This is a genomic window from Nocardia vulneris (assembly GCF_001613425.1).
GTDB classification, from domain to species: Bacteria; Actinomycetota; Actinomycetes; order Mycobacteriales; family Mycobacteriaceae; genus Nocardia; species Nocardia vulneris.
This window is the reverse complement of the sequence record NZ_BDCI01000040.1, coordinates 78721-94583: the sequence shown is the minus strand read 5'-3', so window position 1 is coordinate 94583 and position 15863 is coordinate 78721. Positions and strand designations below refer to the sequence as shown.

The window sequence follows — 15863 nt, the reverse complement described above, 5'->3', positions numbered from 1 at the left end:
CTGTCACCCGGAAGGCGCGAGATCCGATCTCGCGACGCTAGATCGCGGCGCGGCGGCTCGAATCGTGACGTGGTGAATTCACAGCCGCCAGCTGATGTCACGCTGCGGTTGGTACCGGCAGACGAGTCCGAGCGAGACGGTTGCGCGCAGGTGCTCGGCCAGTTCCGGATGGATCCGGTCGATCCGGCGCAGGGTGTCGCGCACCCGGGCGGACACGGTTTTGCGCGCCCGCTCGGCGTCGTCACCGAGGTGGCGGGTGCGTCCGGCCAGGCCCGCGGTGCGGCGCAATTCGTCCAGCAGCGCCGCGCGCTCCCGGTCCAGTTCGGCGGCGCGGTCGTCGCGACTGAGATCGACCGCGCGGTCGATCTCGGCATCGAGGGTGGTCAGCCGCCGGTGGTAGGCGGCCTTCGCCTGGTCGTCGAGCACGGGGTCGGCGCCGAAGGACTTGGCGGCCTGCACCACCGCGCTGGGATCGGTGGTGCCGAACAGTTCGAGGCTGGGGATGTCGCTGTCCCGATGGGCGAGCAGCACGTGCAGATCGCGCAGCCCCTTGGCGTCGGGCAGGTGCACGGTCCGCTCGGCGAAGCGCAGCGTCCAGACATCGCCGTCGGGCCGGAACTCGTTGTCCGCGGGCTTGATCGGCGCGCGCGGAGCGGGTTGGGCGCGGTGCGAGAGCAGGTGTAGCTGCTGTCGTGCCGCGTCGACCCACGGCCGCGCCCGCAGCCGGTGCGCCGAATCCGCTGCCGCGGTGAGGTATTCGACGGCGGCCGGGTGGTCACCCGAGGCCGCGGCGAGTCGGCCCAGCCAGTAGGCGTACGGGCCGTAGACCGCGCCGCCGCCCGCGACTACCGCCCACCAGGCGGCCAGCGGAAGCAGCCTGGCGCGCACCGTCTCCCGCAGTTCGGAATCGTCCAGCACCAGGGCGGCGTACGCCTGGGCGACCAGGATGGACGGATGGAAGTGCCGCGGGTGCAACTCGTACATCGCCTGGATATCGCCGACCAGGCCGCGCACCCGGTCGAGGTCGCGACGGCGCGCGGCGGTGATCAGTGCGGGGACGGCGGTATACGCGACGGCGGTATCGCGATACCGGTCGACGAACGCCTCGGCCTGCGCCAGATCGCCCGCGAGCAACGCCAGCGCCCAGCGTTGTTCGAGCCAGAGCGGGGTCAGATCGACCTCGCCGAGTCGCTCGCCGAGCGTGTACGCCTCGTCGATGGCGTTGCGCGCGTCCGTGAATCGCCCGGTCAGGGTGGCGAGCGCGCCGGTGCGCGACAGTGCGACGAAACGGAACCGGAGCAACCGCGCCCGGTCCGCGTGCGCCCCGAAGGCGGCCAGTTCGATATGCGCCGCGGGATCGCCGAGTTCGAGCAACGCGGTGAAACGCAATAGCGCGCCCTGCAATTCGAGCTCGTCGCCGTGTTCGCGGCGGCCGATGGCGGCGAGTTCCCCGGCGAGCGACAACCGCTCCGCCGCGGTGCCGGGCCGCCAGATCGCGTCGTGCCGTGCGAGCAGGGCCGAAGCCAGCGCGGTGTCGTCACCGGATTCGCGTGCCGCTCGGACGGTTTCGGCGCTGACGTGCTCGGCCGCGCCGTGCCGGGCCCGTCCCGTGTGCACCCGCACCCGGGTCGCCGCGGCGCGCACCCGCACCGCCAGCGGGTCGGTGGGCGGTCGTTCGGCGAGCAGCATGCGATACGCCTGGTCCATCAGCGCGATTTCGCGCTCGGCCTGATGCTCCGGATCCGGCATCCCGAGTTCGTGCAGCCCCAGGGCGGCCTCGGCGAACAGCTCGGCGGCCGCGCGGGTTCTGGCCGTGGTCAGCAGGGCCTCGTAGGTGCGCCGCGCCGCGGCGAGTTCGCCGGACCCGCGCTGTGCCGCGGCCAGCCCCAACCCGACCGTGCCGCGCAGCTCGGCCCGGTCCGCGGGGAGCAGCGCGAGGGCGCGCCGATAGTGGACGGCGACCTCGCCTGCCGCGAGCCGGCCGCAGGCGTCCGCGGCGGCGTCCAGCAGATACCGCAGTGTGCGCTCCGCATCGATCGCGTCGGCCGCCAGATAGGCGTGATGGGCCAGATCGCTCGGGGTCGCACCGGACACCTCCCTGGGCAACCGTTCGAGCGCGCCGAGCACGGCCGCATGCCGTTTTTTGGCCTCGATGTCGCCGATCCGGGCGATCAGATTCTCCCGCACCAGGTCGTGCACGAACGCGTAACGGTCCGGGCCCGGCGTCGTCAGCAATCGGGCGCGCACCGCGAGCGCGGCGAGGTCGAGCACCTCGCCGAGATCGCGACCCGAACCGGCGGCCACCACCTGCGCGGCGAACTCCCGGCCGACGAGCGCGGCGGTGGTCAGGACGTCCAGTGCGGCGGCGGGCAGCGGGGTCAGTCGCGCGTCGAGCGTTTCGCGGACGCCGGGGGTGAGCGTGTCCAGCGCGCTGCCCGCCTGCCACAGGCGGGCAGCCTGCTCGACCAGGAACGGATTGCCGCCCGAAAGCGTGTGCACTGTCCGGGCGATCTCGTCCGGCGCGCGCGTGCCCGTCGTCTCGTGCACGAACTCGGCGACGTGCTCGACCGGTAGTCCGGTCAGCTCGATGAGCCGCGCGGCAGTCGTCAACTCGCCGAACACTTCTCGCAGCGGATGGCCCGCCACGTCGATGTCGTTGTCTCGTGCCGCCGCGACGACGGTGAGTCGCTCGAACCACGAGTGCCGTGCGACGAACGCCAGCACCGACAGCGATTCGGGGTCCGCTCGATGCAGGTCGTCGATCACCACGATCACCGGGCGCAGCGCACAAGCGGTGACGAGGGCCTCGGTCACCGCGTCGGCGATCCGGAACAGTGCGCCCTGCGGCGCTTTCGGCAGTTCCGCGTCACCGATCAAGAAGGACAACGCATTACCGGCGGCGGCGTCCACCGCGGCCCACTGCTCAGGTGTCGCGGCGCGGCGCAGACCGCGCAGCACCTGCACCCACGGCCAGAAGCCGGGGGTGCCGTCGCCGCTCCAGGCCGTCGCGGTCAGCACGAGCGCGTCGCGCGCGTCCGAATCGCCGACGACCTCGCTGAGCAACGCTGTCTTGCCGATGCCCGCCTCGCCGGTCACCAGCACCAGTCCGCCATGACTGGCGGTGGTGCGCCGTAGCTCCTCGCGCAGCAGTGCCGCGTGATGGTCCCGGCCGATCAGCCGCGCTGCCGGCACGCCTGCCTCCTTCCGGTGCTATTGCGGAGCCGGTGCCGCCCACATATTCGTCAGGAGCTGGAAACTCGGGGTGTCGACGAGCGACTGCATGGATTCGTAGATGCGCTGATAGCCGGTCGAGGCGATCCGCCACTTACCGTCGTCGTCGCGCCGGTAGGTATCGGTGTAGTAGCCCGCGCCGCGAATCTGCAGACCGTATTTGGTCTCCAGCACGGTGTCCTCGAAAGCCCAGGAGCCGACGGCGGTTTCGCCGTCGACGGTGATCTCCGGGTGATTCGCGATATGGACCGTGACGACGGTGGGACCGAGGTTTTCGCGCATGAACTCCGTGACCGCGGCGCGGCCGTCCAAGACGAGCGGTTCACCGAGCGCGTGCGTGCCGTAGCGCCCGGCCACATCGACGGTGAGGGTGTCGGCGAACTCGTCCCACTGTTTGAGATCGAGGGTCCGGAAATACCGATACTTGAGCTGCCGGACGGCTTCTATGGCGTCGAGATCCATGGCATCAGCGTGGCACGGGCGTGCGTCGCAGACAACAACCGGCGACGGGTGTCCGCCGCGGCCCGCTGGGTACCCGAAGTAATGAGGCGTGCCGATACCAGCGCACGCGCTCAACGCGCCGAATGCCGCACCACCACACAGGAGTCCGCCGTGAACAGTCCGGTCACCTCGGTTCATGCCAACGATCTCGCCCTCGACCAGGCCGTCGCCCTGCGCGCCGCCGCCGTCCGCTTGGAGGACGAATTCGACGGCGTCGTCGCCGATGACGCCATCGAACAATTCCTGCATTCCGCCTACGAGCACGTCGCCGACCACGCCACGATCGACAATTTCCTGCCGCTGCTCGCTGAGCGCTATACACGAGAGTGGCTGTACGCCTTGGTCGATCAGCACAGCGACCGCGCCTAGGCTCGGTCTCGGAGTCTCGGTCGGCGCCGCCGCGGTTCAGCGGTGGCGCCGGCCGGACTTTAGTGCAACACCTCGGCGATGTCGGCGGCGGCGGTCATCAGGACCAGGACCGGGACCACCTTCGAGGCGGGGATGCGATAGGTGCCGCGACGGCTTTGTTCGATGATCTTCGCCGACGACAACGCGCGCATGTGGTGGTACAGCTGGCCGGTGGAGGTGAGGCCCAGGGCCTCGGCCAGCTCGGCGCCGGTGCGCGGACTTTCGAGCAGTTCCTGGATCAGCGCGTGGCGCACCGGGTGTCCTAGCGCGGCAAGCACTTCCACGCGCGCTGCGGCGGGCAGCCGGAGCACCGCGGCCGCGCTGTAGCGGATGGTCCAGTCGATCTCGCCGTCGAAATCGACCGCGCCGCGGTAGTCGATGAAACCGCGCGCCGGGTCGTCGTCGCGACGCCCTTCCAGCGCTTCGATCCGCGCCTCCAGTTCGGCGAGCTTGCCCTCGACATCCGTCATGCCGATCACGGTAACCGGTGCAGCATCTCCGGCTCGGTCATGGCGCGGAACAGCAGTTCCTGATGACGGAAGCTCTTCAGCGCGGCCGACCACGTGGACTCGGGCATGCGGCGGTTGAGCAGCACCGCGGTCGCGACCGTACCGTCCGCGCGGCGCAGCGACATCGCCTCGGTCAGGATGCCCGCGAGCGCACCGCCCTTGAAGCCGAGCCCGACGAACCCGGCCGGTGGGGGCTGCCATTCCAGGTGTGCGCGGGCGATATCGGCGCCGGGCCCGAAACTTCCGGTGGCGAACGAGCGATACAGCGAGGTGAGCTGGCGTGCCGATCCGGTCCAGGTGGTTTCTGCCCACGCCACTTGATCGCTGTAGGACGGCGGTGATTTCGACAGTATCGCGGCGCGATACGCCGGATCGGCCGCATAGCGTCGAGCCGCGGCCCATTCGTCGGCGATGTCCGGTTCGGCCAGCCGAAGCATGCTGCCCAGTGGCGAGAACAGCATGTAGTCGTGCCAACCCCCGGCCGCGGCGGCCTCGATCAGCGCGTTGTCGCCGAGACGGTCCCGCAGATAGTCGGGCGCGGCATTGTCGCTCTCCTGAATCATCGCGCTCACCAGCTGATCGAGGGTGACCGTGTCGCCGGGCAGTCGTTTGCGCGCCTGTTCATGCGCGCCGCCGTCCGCTTTCGGCAGATACCACCGCTCCCATTCGGCGACCGGGATCTGCTCGTGCCGATCGACGGTGCCCGCCGCGACCGCCCGCGCATAGGCCGCGAGCGGTACCACCTTCGCCGCCGACGCGAGCGGCTGCTGCGCATCGGCCCGCCGTTCGGCGGTACGTCCCAGCCCGTCGTCGATGGCGAACGCGATGTTGTCCGGATCCTGCTCGATCCGCGCCAACCACCCCTCGACCGTGGACACGTCCGCTTCTTTCGTCGCGGTACTCGAACAGCCCGCGACCAGCGGCAAGACCGCGGCCAGCACGGCCGCAAGTCTGCGTCGCATCATCTCGCCTCCGTAAATCCGTAATTCCGTAATAACGAACTACTGCGACGATAGCCATTCGGCCACGTCGGCGCCATGGGGTTTCGTTCGCCGCGAACGCCGTGCCGAAAGCCGTTGGCTGGGTGGGCGTATGGGCACGGGCGAAAGATCCGTAGCCGTCTCCGTAGTTTCCGGGATTCCACCGAACGGCCCGCTCGAGGCACTGTGATGGGCGACACAAAGTGGTGTGCCGGAAACGCACATGCCTAATAGATGTACTTCTAAGCTCTAGGCGAGCACGTGGTGGAGGTGAGCTATGACGGTCGAGGCGGTGACCCATCCCGAGTCCGGAGCATTGTGGACGGGATCGGGGCCGGCGCCCGCCGCCCGGCCGCCGGTGTCCATGATCGAGCGAATGACGCTGATACTGGACGCTTTCGACGGGTCAACGCCGACGCTGACTTTGCTCGGCTTGTCCGAACGTACCGGTCTGCCGCGCTCCACCGTGCATCGCATCCTCGACCAGATGATCCGGCTGCGCTGGCTCGCGCACGCGCCGGGCGGCTACCGGCTCGGCCTGCGCACGCTCGAGCTCGGCGGACTCGCCGCCGACCACAACGAGATTCGGGACGTGGTCAGCCCGCTGCTGCACGACCTCTGTCAACGCACGGGCATGGTCGGGCATCTCGGTGTGCTGGACGGACGCGAAGTGCTCTACCTGGACAAGGCGGGCGGCCGGTTCGCGGCGAACGTCCCGACCCGGCTCGGCGGCCGGATGCCCGCGCACAGCACCGCGCTCGGCAAGGCACTGCTGGCCTCGCTGGAACCGAGCATCGTCGAGACCTCGTTCCGCGATCGACTACCTCAGCTGACCGCCCGAACCATTTGCGACAGAACCGATCTGCATCGCGAGCTCGGCAAGATCCGGCAGCGGCAGGGTGTGGCGGTCGACAACGAGGAGTCGGTTGCAGGCATCGCCTGTGTCGCCGTCCCGATCCGCGGCCGCGGCGCCGCGGTAGCCGCCCTTTCCCTCTCCGCTCACCTCGACGGCGACCGGAAGTCCCTCGACACCACCCGCCTCGCCCGCGTCCTCATCGAGGTAGCCCACGAAGCAGGCCGCTCCCTCTTCCCCCGCCACGCCCGCTGGCGCTGAGCACCCGGTACCCCGCACCGGGACGGCGCGGGTGACGGTCAGTGCGGGATGGCGTCGATGATGGCTCGGGCGCCTTGGCGGAGCAGGTCGGCGCCGACGAAGAAGCCGAGGGCTTGGGGATCTTCGGGGACGCCCCAGTGTTTGGAGTCGAGCCACTGCGCGCCGTCGGCGCTGAAGACCTTGCCGTGCAAGGTCAGTCGGCCGGTGCGGTCAGTGGTGGCGTAGCCGGCGATGGGGGAGTTGCAGTGGCCCTGCAGGGCGTGCAGCATCGCGCGTTCGGCGTCGGCCTGGCGGTGGGTCTCGGCGTGATCGAGCTGGGCGCCGAGATCGCGGAGCCGGCTGTCGTCGCTGCGGCATTCGAGCGCGATGATGCCCGCGCCGATGGGCGGGCACATGGTCTCGAGGTCGAGCGTCTCGGTGATCCGGTGCTGCTGGCCGACCCGATGCAGGCCGGAGACGGCGGCGATCAACACGTCGACATGTCCCTCTTCGAGACGCGCCAGCCGGGTATTGACGTTGCCGCGCAACGGTTGCACCGTCAGGTGCGGGTAGTGCAGCAGCAGCTGTGCGGTCCGGCGCACCGAGCTGGTGCCGACCACGGTCCCCGCGGGCTGCTCGGCGAGCGGCGCGCCGTTGCCGGTGATCACGGCGTCGTGCACGTCGTCGCGCGCCAGGTACCCGGCGAAGGCCAGGCCCTCGGGCACCGGGATATCGCCGGGGATGTCCTTGAGGCAGTGCACCGCGAGATCGGCGTCGTCCACGAGCAGCGCGTGGTCGATCTCCTTGACGAAGGCGCCCTTACCGCCGAGCTTGGACAGATCACCCATCCAACGGTCGCCGGCGGTGGTGACCTTGACCAGCTCGCTCTGCACGCCGAGCCGCTCGAGCAGCTCGGCGACGTGCTCGGCCTGGGCCAACGCCATGGGGCTGGATCGGGTGGCGATCCGAATAATGCGCGTACGCGACATGTTCGGCACCTTACTCCCAGCCGAAATCCGTTGATCGCCGAGCCTGGCCCGGCGTGACCTGCCCCACGTCGTACCCGGCGGTACCGGTGTGCTGATTATCCGCCCACACGACGTTGGCAAGGCGACAATAAGGGCATGTACAGCGACGAACATCAGGAGTTCCGGGCCATGGTCCGGCGCTATCTCGAGCAGAAGATCAATCCGCACGTCGACGAGTGGGAACAGACGGAGATGATGCCGCTGCACGAGATCTTCGCCGATATGGCGAAGCTCGGCATCCTCGGTCTCGAGTACGACCCGGCCTACGCGGGGCAGGGCGCCGACCATCTGTTCACCGTGGTGCTCTGCCAGGAACTGGGCCGGGTCGCACACGGCTCGTTCCCGATGGCGCTGGGCGTGCACGTCGCGATGGCGACGCCCTCGCTGCACGCGCACGGCAGCGAGGAACTCAAACAGGAATATCTGGCCCCGGCCATGCGCGGCGAGACCGTCTGCGGCGTCGCGGTCACCGAGCCGGACGCCGGGTCCGACGTGGCGGGTATCAGAACCCACGCGCGCCGCGACGGCGACGACTGGGTGATCAACGGCTCGAAGATGTTCATCACCAACGCGGTTCAGGCGGACTGGCTGTGCACGCTGGTCCGCACCTCCCCGGAGGGCGGCTATCGCGGTATGAGTCAGATCATCATCCCCACCGACGCACCGGGTTTCCGCGTCGATCGCAAGCTGGACAAGCTGGGCATGCGCGCCTCCGATACCGGCCTGCTCACCTTCGAGGATGTGCGAGTTCCGGTGCGCAACACCATCGGTGAGATCGGCCGCGGCTTCCAGCAGCAGATGTCGCAGTTCGTGATGGAGCGCATGTTCGCCGCATACAGCGCACCGATCAGCTGCGCCATGCAATTGGAGCTGACCCGTGACTACGCCAAGCAGCGCAAGGTTTTCGGACAACCGCTGACGGCCAATCAGTATCTGCAGTACACCTACGCCGAGCTGGCGGCGCGGGCGGACATGCTGCGCGTCTACACCGAGACCACCGGCCGGTCCTACCGGGACGGCCAGGACGTCACCAGAATGGCGACCATCGCCAAGTTGGAGGCGGGGCGACTGTCCCGTCAGGTCGCGGACTGGTGCCTTCAGGTGCACGGCGGCATGGGCTACATGACGGAGACCTGGACCTCGCGTGCCTTCCGGGACAGCAGGCTGTTGAGCATCGGCGGTGGTGCCGACGAGGTCATGCTGCGGGTGCTGTCCCTGATGGACGGCTTCGCGTAGCGTCGGCGCCGTACCGTATTGCGCTGGGGTGCGTGGCATTACGGGGCGGCATGCACACCGGATGATTTCCGGCAGGCTGCGGGAGTGTCCAGGAGGATGCTGGGGATTTGCCTCACGCTTGCTGAAGCATGTTCCTTTCACTGTGTAGATTTTTCGTTCGCCGCGTGCCCGCGCCGTTCGGCTGCTTTCCTATGGACGTCAGGATGGAGAGTCCATGAGCAGGTGAACCGGAGTCGGGAGCGATGCACCGGATACCGATCAACCAGCGACACGTCCGTTCGGGGTGGCTGTGGTCCGCGATCGGCCTGGCGGCCATTGCGGGCGTAGCGGTGTGGGTGACCCGGCCCGAGCCGGTGCACTGCGACGTACCGAACGCGATGGCCCAGTCGGCGACACCGTCGAACCCGTTGACCGCCAACAGTATTTGGCCGTCCACCAGCCCGTTACCGGAGCCGCAGCCCGTCGTATCGGGCGAGGCGCGGTTCTATTCGTTCGGTCCGGGGGTCTCGTGCTCGTACCCCGACCTTCCGCTGGACGGCTTCTTCGTGGGTATGTCGACATCGGAGTACGGCACCGCCGATCCGTGCGGGGGCTACCTCGATGTCGAGGGCCCGCGGGGCAGCGTGCGGGTGCAGATCGTCGACCGTTGCCCGGGATGTGCTCCGGGACAACTGGATTTGAGCACGGCCGCGTTCACCGAGATCGCCGACCTGTCCGACGGCGTCGCGAAGGTTCGGTACCACGTGGTGCGCAATCCGGAGCCGGTGGCGGAGCTGACCTACGAGGTGAAGCCCGATGCCACCGCCGCCTGGTTCGCCATCCTGTTCGGCGGCACCGGGAATCCGTTGCGCGAGGTCGCGATTCGGCCCGCGACGGGCGGGGCGTGGCAGCACCTGACCCGAGGTATGGACAACTACTGGTCCATCTCCCGGGCGGGGACGGGTCCGTTCGCCGCGCGTCTCACCGATATCCACGGCAACCAGGCCGAGATCACCGGCATCACGGTGGAACCGGGGCTGCGACCGACCGGTGCGCGTCTCTACACCGAGGCGCGACCCGTGGCCGAGCCCGAGCCCACCGAGCCGCCGATCGTCTCGCCGACCAGCCTCGCGGCCGCACCGCCGCCGCGATCGTCGGCGAACGCGACCCCGGCGGGCTGTAAGCCGTGACCGTGCTCAGTCGCGAATGCTCTTGCGCAACTGACGGAATCGGGCGTCGGTGAAGACCGGGCCGGTGTACAGGGGAGCGTCGTCGCCGCCGTAGACCCGGATGGTCAGGTGCCGGGTCGCCGCGTACTCCTCACCGCGCCGATCACTGCGGAACAGCACGTCCAGAATCTCGTCGGACCGTGCCCCGGCGGCACGCAGCCGGTTCATCGTACGCAGATACGGCAGCTCGAGATCGGTGGTGGCGGCGAAGGTATGGGCCACGAGATCCACCGGGACCGCGGTGCCGTCGCCGTCACAGACCTCGACCCGGGTGACGCCCGGCGCCACCGCCCCGCAGAATCCGGCGAGCATCACCCAGCGGATGGCGAACGGGCGCAGCGTGAAATCCTCGCGGTGCCCGCCCGCGGTGGTGATGCTGAAGAGGGCGAGCTCACCCTCCCGGAAGACGAAATCGGCTTCGTCGCCCGAGTCGTGGTAGGCGAGCAACCTGCCCTCGGTCGTGCCCGGTGCGATCCGCGCGCCCGGGCGCCAGCCGGAATGCGAAACCTGCCGCACCGGTAGGCCGTTCAGCTCGGCCGCCCGGTAGGCGTCGGCGAAGGCGTGCAGCGATGCCAGCCACTGCCGCCGGTGTCGCTCGTCGTCGTCCGGCTCGAACCGGGGGAGGCGTTGTTGCTCTCGCCGGCCGATCGATGTACTGGGCGCCGACCCCCGCCGCCGGCCCCGATCGCACTTTCTCCACATCTCCCTGGCCTCGTTCTGTCGGACTGTCCTTCGCCGACGAGGCTCCTGCGCCGGGAACCGCAGCCGAAGGCTGCCCGAGCCTACGGGTGCCGTGCGGGCCCGGACAACCACCGTGACCTGCGGGATGATCTGCCGATTATGCGCCGATCACCGCAGTGTCGCGGCCAGTGCCAAACCTGCGGCCCGCCCGGAGAAGATGCAGCCGCCGAGGAAGGTACCTTCCAGCGCGTTGTACCCGTGCACCCCGCCGCCGCCGAATCCGGCCACCTCGCCCGCGGCGTAGAGGCCGGGAAAAGCGCTGCCGTCCTGCCGGATCACCTGTGAGTCGAGGTTGGTCTGCAAGCCGCCCAGCGTCTTTCGCGTGAGGATATTCAACCGCACCGCGATGAGCGGGCCGGCGGCGGGGTCGAGGATCCGATGCGGCTTGGCGACACGTCCCGCCTTGTCCCCGAAGTACTGGCGCGCGTTGGTGATCGCCATCAGCTGGCTGTCCTTGGAGTACTTGTTGGTGACGTCGCGGTCTCGCGCGACGATCTGCCGCTCCAGCGTGTCGTGATCCAGCTGCGGACCGCGGGTGATCTTGTTCATCCCGGCGACCAGCTCCCGCAGCGTGTCCGCGACCACGAAGTCGACGCCGTGCTGCTTGAACGCCTCGACCGGGCCCGGTGCGCCCTTGGCGATGCGGCTCTTGAGGGTGAGTTTGAGGTCCTTGCCGGTGATGTCGGGATTCTGCTCGGAACCCGACAGCGCGAACTCCTTCTCGATGATCGACTGGGTCAGCACGAACCAGGAGTAGTCGTAGCCGGTGGACAGGATCTCCTTCATGGTCGCGTTGGTGTCGTAACCCGGGAAACACGGTGCGGGCAAACGCCTTCCGTTCGCGTCGAACCACATCGAGGACGGGCCGGGGATGATCCGGATGGCGTGATCGGGCCAGATCGGATCCCAGTTGACGATGCCTTCGGTGTAGTGCCACATGCGATCCCGGTTGACAATGGCGCCGCCGGCCGCCTCGGTGATGCCGAGCATCCGTCCGTCCACGTGCGCGGGCACGCCGGAGATCATGGTCTCCGGGCACTTGCCGAGCCGTTCGACCGGCCAGTTGCGCCGGATCAACTCGTGATTGTGCCCGATGCCGCCGGAGCTGACGATCACCGCCTGTGCGCGGAACTCGAACTCGCGCACTACGTTTCGAGACGACGCCTGGCCGCGCGCCAGGTCGCTCGGCTCCAGCACGCCGCCGCGGACGCCGACGACCGCGCCGTCCTCGACGATCAGCTCGTCGACCCGGTGGCGGAAGCCGAAGCCGACCAGCCCGCGCCGTTCCCCTTCGAGCACTGGTTCGGCGAACACCCGCACCACCTCCGGCCCGGTGCCCCAGGTGAGATGGAATCGCGGCACCGAATTGCCGTGCCCGTCGGCGAAGCCGCCGCCGCGCTCGGCCCAGCCGATCACCGGGGTGATCCGCAGACCGAGTTCGTGGAGGTAGTCACGTTTCTCGGTGGCGGCGAAACGCACGTAGGCCTGGGCCCACTGTCGCGCCCAGAGGTCCTCGTCGTCGCGGTCGAAACCGGCCGAGCCGAGCCAATCCTGCAGCGCCAGTTCGTAGGAGTCCTTGATCCCGAGCCGGCGCTGCTCGGGGGTGTCCACCATGAACAGCCCGCCGAGTGACCAGAACGCCTGTCCACCGAGATTGTTGCGGTTCTCCTGATCGAGCACGAGCACCTTGCGGCCCGCCTTGACCAGCTCGTGCGTCGCGACGAGGCCGGCCAGCCCGGCGCCGACCACGATGACGTCGGCCTGTTGTGCGAATTCGGTGGTCCTGTCGGTCATCTTCATCCTTCGGTTTCGGTGCTATAGGCCAGCACGACGTGGTAGATGAGTTCGGTGCGCCGCTTGCGCACGGCGCGGCTGCGCGGTTCCATCAGGACCTGCACGCTGGTGCCGTCGTGCACCGCGACGAGGGCCTGACCGAGCGCCGCGGAATCGGGGACCGCGCGGCCGATCCGGGCCAGCCCGGCGACGACGGCCGGCATCAGCGCGGCGCTGATCGCCTCTTCGCGCGCGGCCATCACCCGGCGCAGTTCGGGATGGCGCAGCGCATGGGCGGTGAACTCCGCGGTGATCCGATACCAGCCCTCGTCGATGGGCACCGCGCGGGCCATCCGTTCGATCGCGGTGTGCAGGTCGTCGTCACCGCCGATCAGCATGTCGTCCAGGACACGCTTGATGTCGGCGAGCATAGCGGCCGAGCGCTGTTCCCACATCGCCAGGAACAGTTCGTCGAGCGAGACGAAATTGGAGTAGAAGGCGCCGCGGGTGAACCCGGCGCGTTCGCAGACCCGTTCCACCGTGGCCTTGCCGAAGCCCTCCTCGCTGAAGGCCTCGTACGCGGCGGTCAGCAGCCGGTCGCGGGTTTCGGCGCGGCGGCGGGTGACCCGGCTCGCCGCGCTTCCCGATGGGGTGGACGACGCCATGGGCACCTCCTCGGGTGGGACCGGCCGCGGGTAGTGGCCGGAGCCGATCAATTGGATACAAAACTGTATTCAATACACAAATGTATCAGAACCGGTGCGGCGACAGGGGGAAATCGGTTGAGTAGGGTCGCACGCAGCATCGGATTGCCAGTGCGGCTCGGCCAGGTGTCCCGGGGACAAGGAGAGTTCAGCATGAACGAGGTTGCGCGGTCGGGATCGATGACCGGATGGCGAGTCCATCGGCCGGGGCCGATCGATGCGGGGCCGCTGGAGCGCGTGCGCGAGCCCGTGCCGGAGCCGGCCGCCGACGAACTGCTCGTGCGGGTGCTGGCCTGCGGCGTCTGCCGGACGGACCTGCATGTCGCCGAGGCGGATCTACCCGTGCATCGCGCCGGGGTGGTGCCCGGGCACGAGGTGGTCGGCGAGGTGGTCGCGGTCGGCCCGGCGGTCGGCGCGCGTGCCGACGAGCGTCCCGCGGACGGTTTCGCCGTGGGCGACCGGGTCGGCATCGCCTGGTTGCGGCACACCTGCGGCGCCTGTAAGTACTGCCTGCGCGGACTCGAGAACCTTTGTCCCCGTTCGCTTTACACCGGGTGGGACGCCGACGGCGGATACGCCGAATATGCCACTGTGCCAGCCGATTACGCGCTGCGCCTGCCGGAGAACTACACCGACGAAGAGACGGCGCCGCTGCTCTGCGCCGGCATCATCGGCTATCGCTCACTGCAGCGCGCGCAGCTGCCGCCCGGTGGTCACCTCGGCATCTACGGTTTCGGCGGCAGCGCGCACATCGCCGCACAGGTCGCGCTCGCGCGCGGCGCCGAGGTGCATGTGATGACCCGGGATCCGGCCGCGCAGGAGCTGGCGCGCGCCCTCGGTGCGGCGTCGGCGCAGGGTGCGGCGGATCCGCCTCCGGTGCAACTCGATTCGGCGATCTTGTTCGCGCCGGTGGGCACGCTGGTGCCGCCGGCGCTGGCCGCGCTCGACCGCGGCGGCATTCTGGCGATCGCGGGTATTCATCTGAGCGACCTCCCGGCGTTGAATTATCAGCGGCATCTGTTCCAGGAGCGGGAAATTCGCTCGGTCACCGCGAACACCCGCGCCGACGCGCGTGAATTTCTCGCCCTCGCAGGCGAACACCGCATAGAAGTGACCACCCGTGGGTACTCCCTCGGCAGGGCAGATCAGGCCCTGGCCGATCTCGCCCACGGACGTTTCACTGGCGCAGCGGTTCTCGTTCCGTAGAAAAGATTAGCCAGGACACGATTCGGCGTTGAGTCCGCATCGTTCGGGTCGACTTCCTTGACGACCTACTCAGCCGTTCTTACCTTCGCAGATATAGCCGAGTGGCACTTGTCGCTGACAAGTGTCACTCGGCTTCTCACAACGGCGTGAGTGGGTGATCACGATGGCAAACCGGAAGGTAATTCATTTCGAAAAGTGGCGGGTGGTACGAGTTTTCATCGTGCTACTGCTGGCCGCGGGTTTCGGAGCGACGACGGGATCGCCCGCATGGGCGTCGCCCTGCGCCGCGATCGACGTGGTAGTCGCACGGGGAACACAGGAACCCGGCTACCTCGGCGCCGCGGTCGGGGACCCGCTCTACGGCACGTTGCTGCAGGCGCTACCGGTGAGTTCCACCGCGTATCGCGTGAATTATCCTGCGGACCTGCTGGATCCGGCGTCGGTGAGCCGCGGCACCCACGACATGACCGGTCATCTGCTGTGGCAGGCGGCGGCGTGCCCGGACCAGCGGTTCATCCTGGTCGGCTATTCGCAGGGCGCGGTCGTCACGCACGGTGTCCTCGGTACCGGCGCGGTGACGGTCCTCGGCGGGATGGCGGTGCTGCCGGGCGAACTGGAATCGCGGGTGGCCGCGGTGCTGCTGTTCGGTGATCCGCTCCGGCTGATCGGCTGGAACGTGCCGGGTCAGTACGCCTGGCGCACCGGAAACTACTGCACGGGTGGCGATCCCGTCTGCGGCGGCGGTCTCGACCCGACGCAGCACGGCAACTACGGCTGGGCCATGTGGCCGGCCGCCTGGTTCGCGGCGGACCGGGTGTGAGTTCCCTGCCGGGAAATCCGCGGTGGGGCCGATCCGGCCCCACCGCACCGGCATTTCCGCGCCGGGCGCTTTCCTTTCTCTGAAACACCGGTAGTCCTTTTCGATTCGGACACGGTGCGGCGAAATCCCGTGGAACGCGCGGAGTTCGAGTGGTGTGGCCGCGAGCGGGCGTGATAGGAACAGCGAATGTCCGATGATCCCGACATCGCACAAGCCCGGGTATTTCTCGACTTGCTTGCCACCCACGCGCGCGGGCTCGCCCGCGCAATCAGTACCGCCGAACGGACTTTTCAAACGCAACGGCTGCGTGAACTACACGCGGAGATGCACACGGTTCGGCACTGCATCGCACGAATACACTATCGGTATCCCGATATCGTGCCGAACCGTCAGGCCCGCGTCTGAACCGGTCGCCCGCAATTTGC

Annotated in this window: 15 protein-coding genes; 7 read left to right on the top strand and 8 right to left on the bottom strand. The window is 68.7% G+C overall.

Features of this window, described 5'->3' with window-relative positions; genetic code table 11:
* Positions 1-78: 78 nt before the first annotated feature.
* Positions 79-3192 (bottom strand): ATP-binding protein, encoded by a 3114-nt coding sequence (locus tag NVU01S_RS34610; RefSeq protein ID WP_043674827.1) that lies wholly within the window; start codon positions 3190-3192, stop codon positions 79-81.
* Positions 3193-3210: 18 nt separating this feature from the next.
* On the bottom strand, positions 3211-3693 hold the full coding sequence (locus NVU01S_RS34605; protein WP_043674824.1) for a nuclear transport factor 2 family protein: 483 nt from the start codon (positions 3691-3693) through the stop codon (positions 3211-3213).
* A gap of 150 nt (positions 3694-3843) precedes the next feature.
* Between NVU01S_RS34605 and NVU01S_RS34600 the strand changes: the two genes are divergently transcribed.
* Positions 3844-4101 (top strand): three-helix bundle dimerization domain-containing protein, encoded by a 258-nt coding sequence (locus NVU01S_RS34600; RefSeq protein WP_156161708.1) that lies wholly within the window; start codon positions 3844-3846, stop codon positions 4099-4101.
* A gap of 59 nt (positions 4102-4160) precedes the next feature.
* Here the strand turns inward: NVU01S_RS34600 and NVU01S_RS34595 are convergent, their stop codons facing one another.
* The gene (locus tag NVU01S_RS34595; RefSeq protein ID WP_043674927.1) at positions 4161-4610 is read right to left on the bottom strand and encodes an ArsR/SmtB family transcription factor; all 450 of its coding nucleotides are present in this window, start codon (positions 4608-4610) and stop codon (positions 4161-4163) included.
* Positions 4611-4615: 5 nt separating this feature from the next.
* Positions 4616-5614 carry a serine hydrolase gene (locus NVU01S_RS34590; protein WP_175068934.1) on the bottom strand — a complete coding sequence of 333 codons (999 nt, stop codon included), beginning with the start codon at positions 5612-5614 and terminating at the stop codon, positions 4616-4618.
* A 292-nt stretch (positions 5615-5906) separates the two neighbouring features.
* Here NVU01S_RS34590 and NVU01S_RS34585 point away from each other — a divergent pair, with 292 nt between their 5' ends.
* Positions 5907-6743, top strand: a complete 837-nt coding sequence (locus tag NVU01S_RS34585) for an IclR family transcriptional regulator (RefSeq protein ID WP_042261091.1) — start codon at positions 5907-5909, stop codon at positions 6741-6743.
* Between the two features lie 38 nt (positions 6744-6781).
* Here the strand turns inward: NVU01S_RS34585 and hemC are convergent, their stop codons facing one another.
* A complete protein-coding gene (gene hemC / locus NVU01S_RS34580) occupies positions 6782-7711 on the bottom strand; it encodes a hydroxymethylbilane synthase (protein ID WP_043674821.1) in 930 nt (309 codons plus the stop codon).
* A gap of 135 nt (positions 7712-7846) precedes the next feature.
* Here hemC and NVU01S_RS34575 point away from each other — a divergent pair, with 135 nt between their 5' ends.
* Both NVU01S_RS34575 and NVU01S_RS34570 read left to right on the top strand, forming a co-directional pair.
* Entirely contained in the window at positions 7847-8986 is a 1140-nt protein-coding gene (locus tag NVU01S_RS34575; RefSeq protein ID WP_043674817.1) for an acyl-CoA dehydrogenase family protein, read from the top strand.
* Between the two features lie 242 nt (positions 8987-9228).
* On the top strand, positions 9229-10155 hold the full coding sequence (locus tag NVU01S_RS34570; RefSeq protein ID WP_052280868.1) for an expansin EXLX1 family cellulose-binding protein: 927 nt from the start codon (positions 9229-9231) through the stop codon (positions 10153-10155).
* Positions 10156-10161: 6 nt separating this feature from the next.
* Here NVU01S_RS34570 and NVU01S_RS34565 read toward each other — a convergent pair whose 3' ends face one another.
* From NVU01S_RS34565 to NVU01S_RS34555, 3 genes are all read right to left on the bottom strand, one after another.
* Positions 10162-10896: a hypothetical protein gene (locus tag NVU01S_RS34565; protein ID WP_052280867.1), complete on the bottom strand. Its 735-nt coding sequence runs from the start codon at positions 10894-10896 to the stop codon at positions 10162-10164.
* Positions 10897-11043: 147 nt separating this feature from the next.
* Positions 11044-12735, bottom strand: a complete 1692-nt coding sequence (locus NVU01S_RS34560; RefSeq protein ID WP_043674814.1) for an FAD-binding dehydrogenase — start codon at positions 12733-12735, stop codon at positions 11044-11046.
* Complete coding sequence (locus NVU01S_RS34555) at positions 12732-13373, bottom strand: TetR/AcrR family transcriptional regulator (protein ID WP_043674916.1); 642 nt, start codon at positions 13371-13373, stop codon at positions 12732-12734. Before NVU01S_RS34555 ends, NVU01S_RS34560 begins: the two co-directional genes overlap by 4 nt.
* Positions 13374-13592: 219 nt before the next feature.
* On the opposite strand from NVU01S_RS34555, the gene NVU01S_RS34550 reads away from it, so the two are divergent.
* The 3 genes from NVU01S_RS34550 to NVU01S_RS43725 all read left to right on the top strand — a co-directional run bounded on the left by NVU01S_RS34550 (position 13593) and on the right by NVU01S_RS43725 (position 15843).
* Entirely contained in the window at positions 13593-14618 is a 1026-nt protein-coding gene (locus NVU01S_RS34550) for a zinc-binding alcohol dehydrogenase family protein (protein ID WP_043674913.1), read from the top strand.
* Positions 14619-14781: 163 nt separating this feature from the next.
* Positions 14782-15438 carry a cutinase family protein gene (locus tag NVU01S_RS34545; RefSeq protein ID WP_052280877.1) on the top strand — a complete coding sequence of 219 codons (657 nt, stop codon included), beginning with the start codon at positions 14782-14784 and terminating at the stop codon, positions 15436-15438.
* Positions 15439-15624: 186 nt separating this feature from the next.
* A complete protein-coding gene (locus NVU01S_RS43725) occupies positions 15625-15843 on the top strand; it encodes a hypothetical protein (RefSeq protein WP_042261100.1) in 219 nt (72 codons plus the stop codon).
* Positions 15844-15863: the final 20 nt, after the last annotated feature.

What these genes read in the sequence shown, in the direction of transcription:
- NVU01S_RS34560 (WP_043674814.1), bottom strand. Translation starts at nt 12,735, where the DNA reads ATGAAGATGACCGACAGGACCACCGAATTCGCACAACAGGCCGACGTC.
- NVU01S_RS34555 (WP_043674916.1), bottom strand. Translation starts at nt 13,373, where the DNA reads ATGGCGTCGTCCACCCCATCGGGAAGCGCGGCGAGCCGGGTCACCCGC.
- NVU01S_RS34565 (WP_052280867.1), bottom strand. Translation starts at nt 10,896, where the DNA reads ATGTGGAGAAAGTGCGATCGGGGCCGGCGGCGGGGGTCGGCGCCCAGT.
- NVU01S_RS34570 (WP_052280868.1), top strand. Translation starts at nt 9,229, where the DNA reads ATGCACCGGATACCGATCAACCAGCGACACGTCCGTTCGGGGTGGCTG.
- NVU01S_RS34585 (WP_042261091.1), top strand. Translation starts at nt 5,907, where the DNA reads ATGACGGTCGAGGCGGTGACCCATCCCGAGTCCGGAGCATTGTGGACG.
- hemC (WP_043674821.1), bottom strand. Translation starts at nt 7,711, where the DNA reads ATGTCGCGTACGCGCATTATTCGGATCGCCACCCGATCCAGCCCCATG.
- NVU01S_RS34605 (WP_043674824.1), bottom strand. Translation starts at nt 3,693, where the DNA reads ATGGATCTCGACGCCATAGAAGCCGTCCGGCAGCTCAAGTATCGGTAT.
- NVU01S_RS34595 (WP_043674927.1), bottom strand. Translation starts at nt 4,610, where the DNA reads ATGACGGATGTCGAGGGCAAGCTCGCCGAACTGGAGGCGCGGATCGAA.
- NVU01S_RS34545 (WP_052280877.1), top strand. Translation starts at nt 14,782, where the DNA reads ATGGCAAACCGGAAGGTAATTCATTTCGAAAAGTGGCGGGTGGTACGA.
- NVU01S_RS34575 (WP_043674817.1), top strand. Translation starts at nt 7,847, where the DNA reads ATGTACAGCGACGAACATCAGGAGTTCCGGGCCATGGTCCGGCGCTAT.
- NVU01S_RS43725 (WP_042261100.1), top strand. Translation starts at nt 15,625, where the DNA reads ATGTCCGATGATCCCGACATCGCACAAGCCCGGGTATTTCTCGACTTG.
- NVU01S_RS34590 (WP_175068934.1), bottom strand. Translation starts at nt 5,614, where the DNA reads ATGATGCGACGCAGACTTGCGGCCGTGCTGGCCGCGGTCTTGCCGCTG.
- NVU01S_RS34550 (WP_043674913.1), top strand. Translation starts at nt 13,593, where the DNA reads ATGACCGGATGGCGAGTCCATCGGCCGGGGCCGATCGATGCGGGGCCG.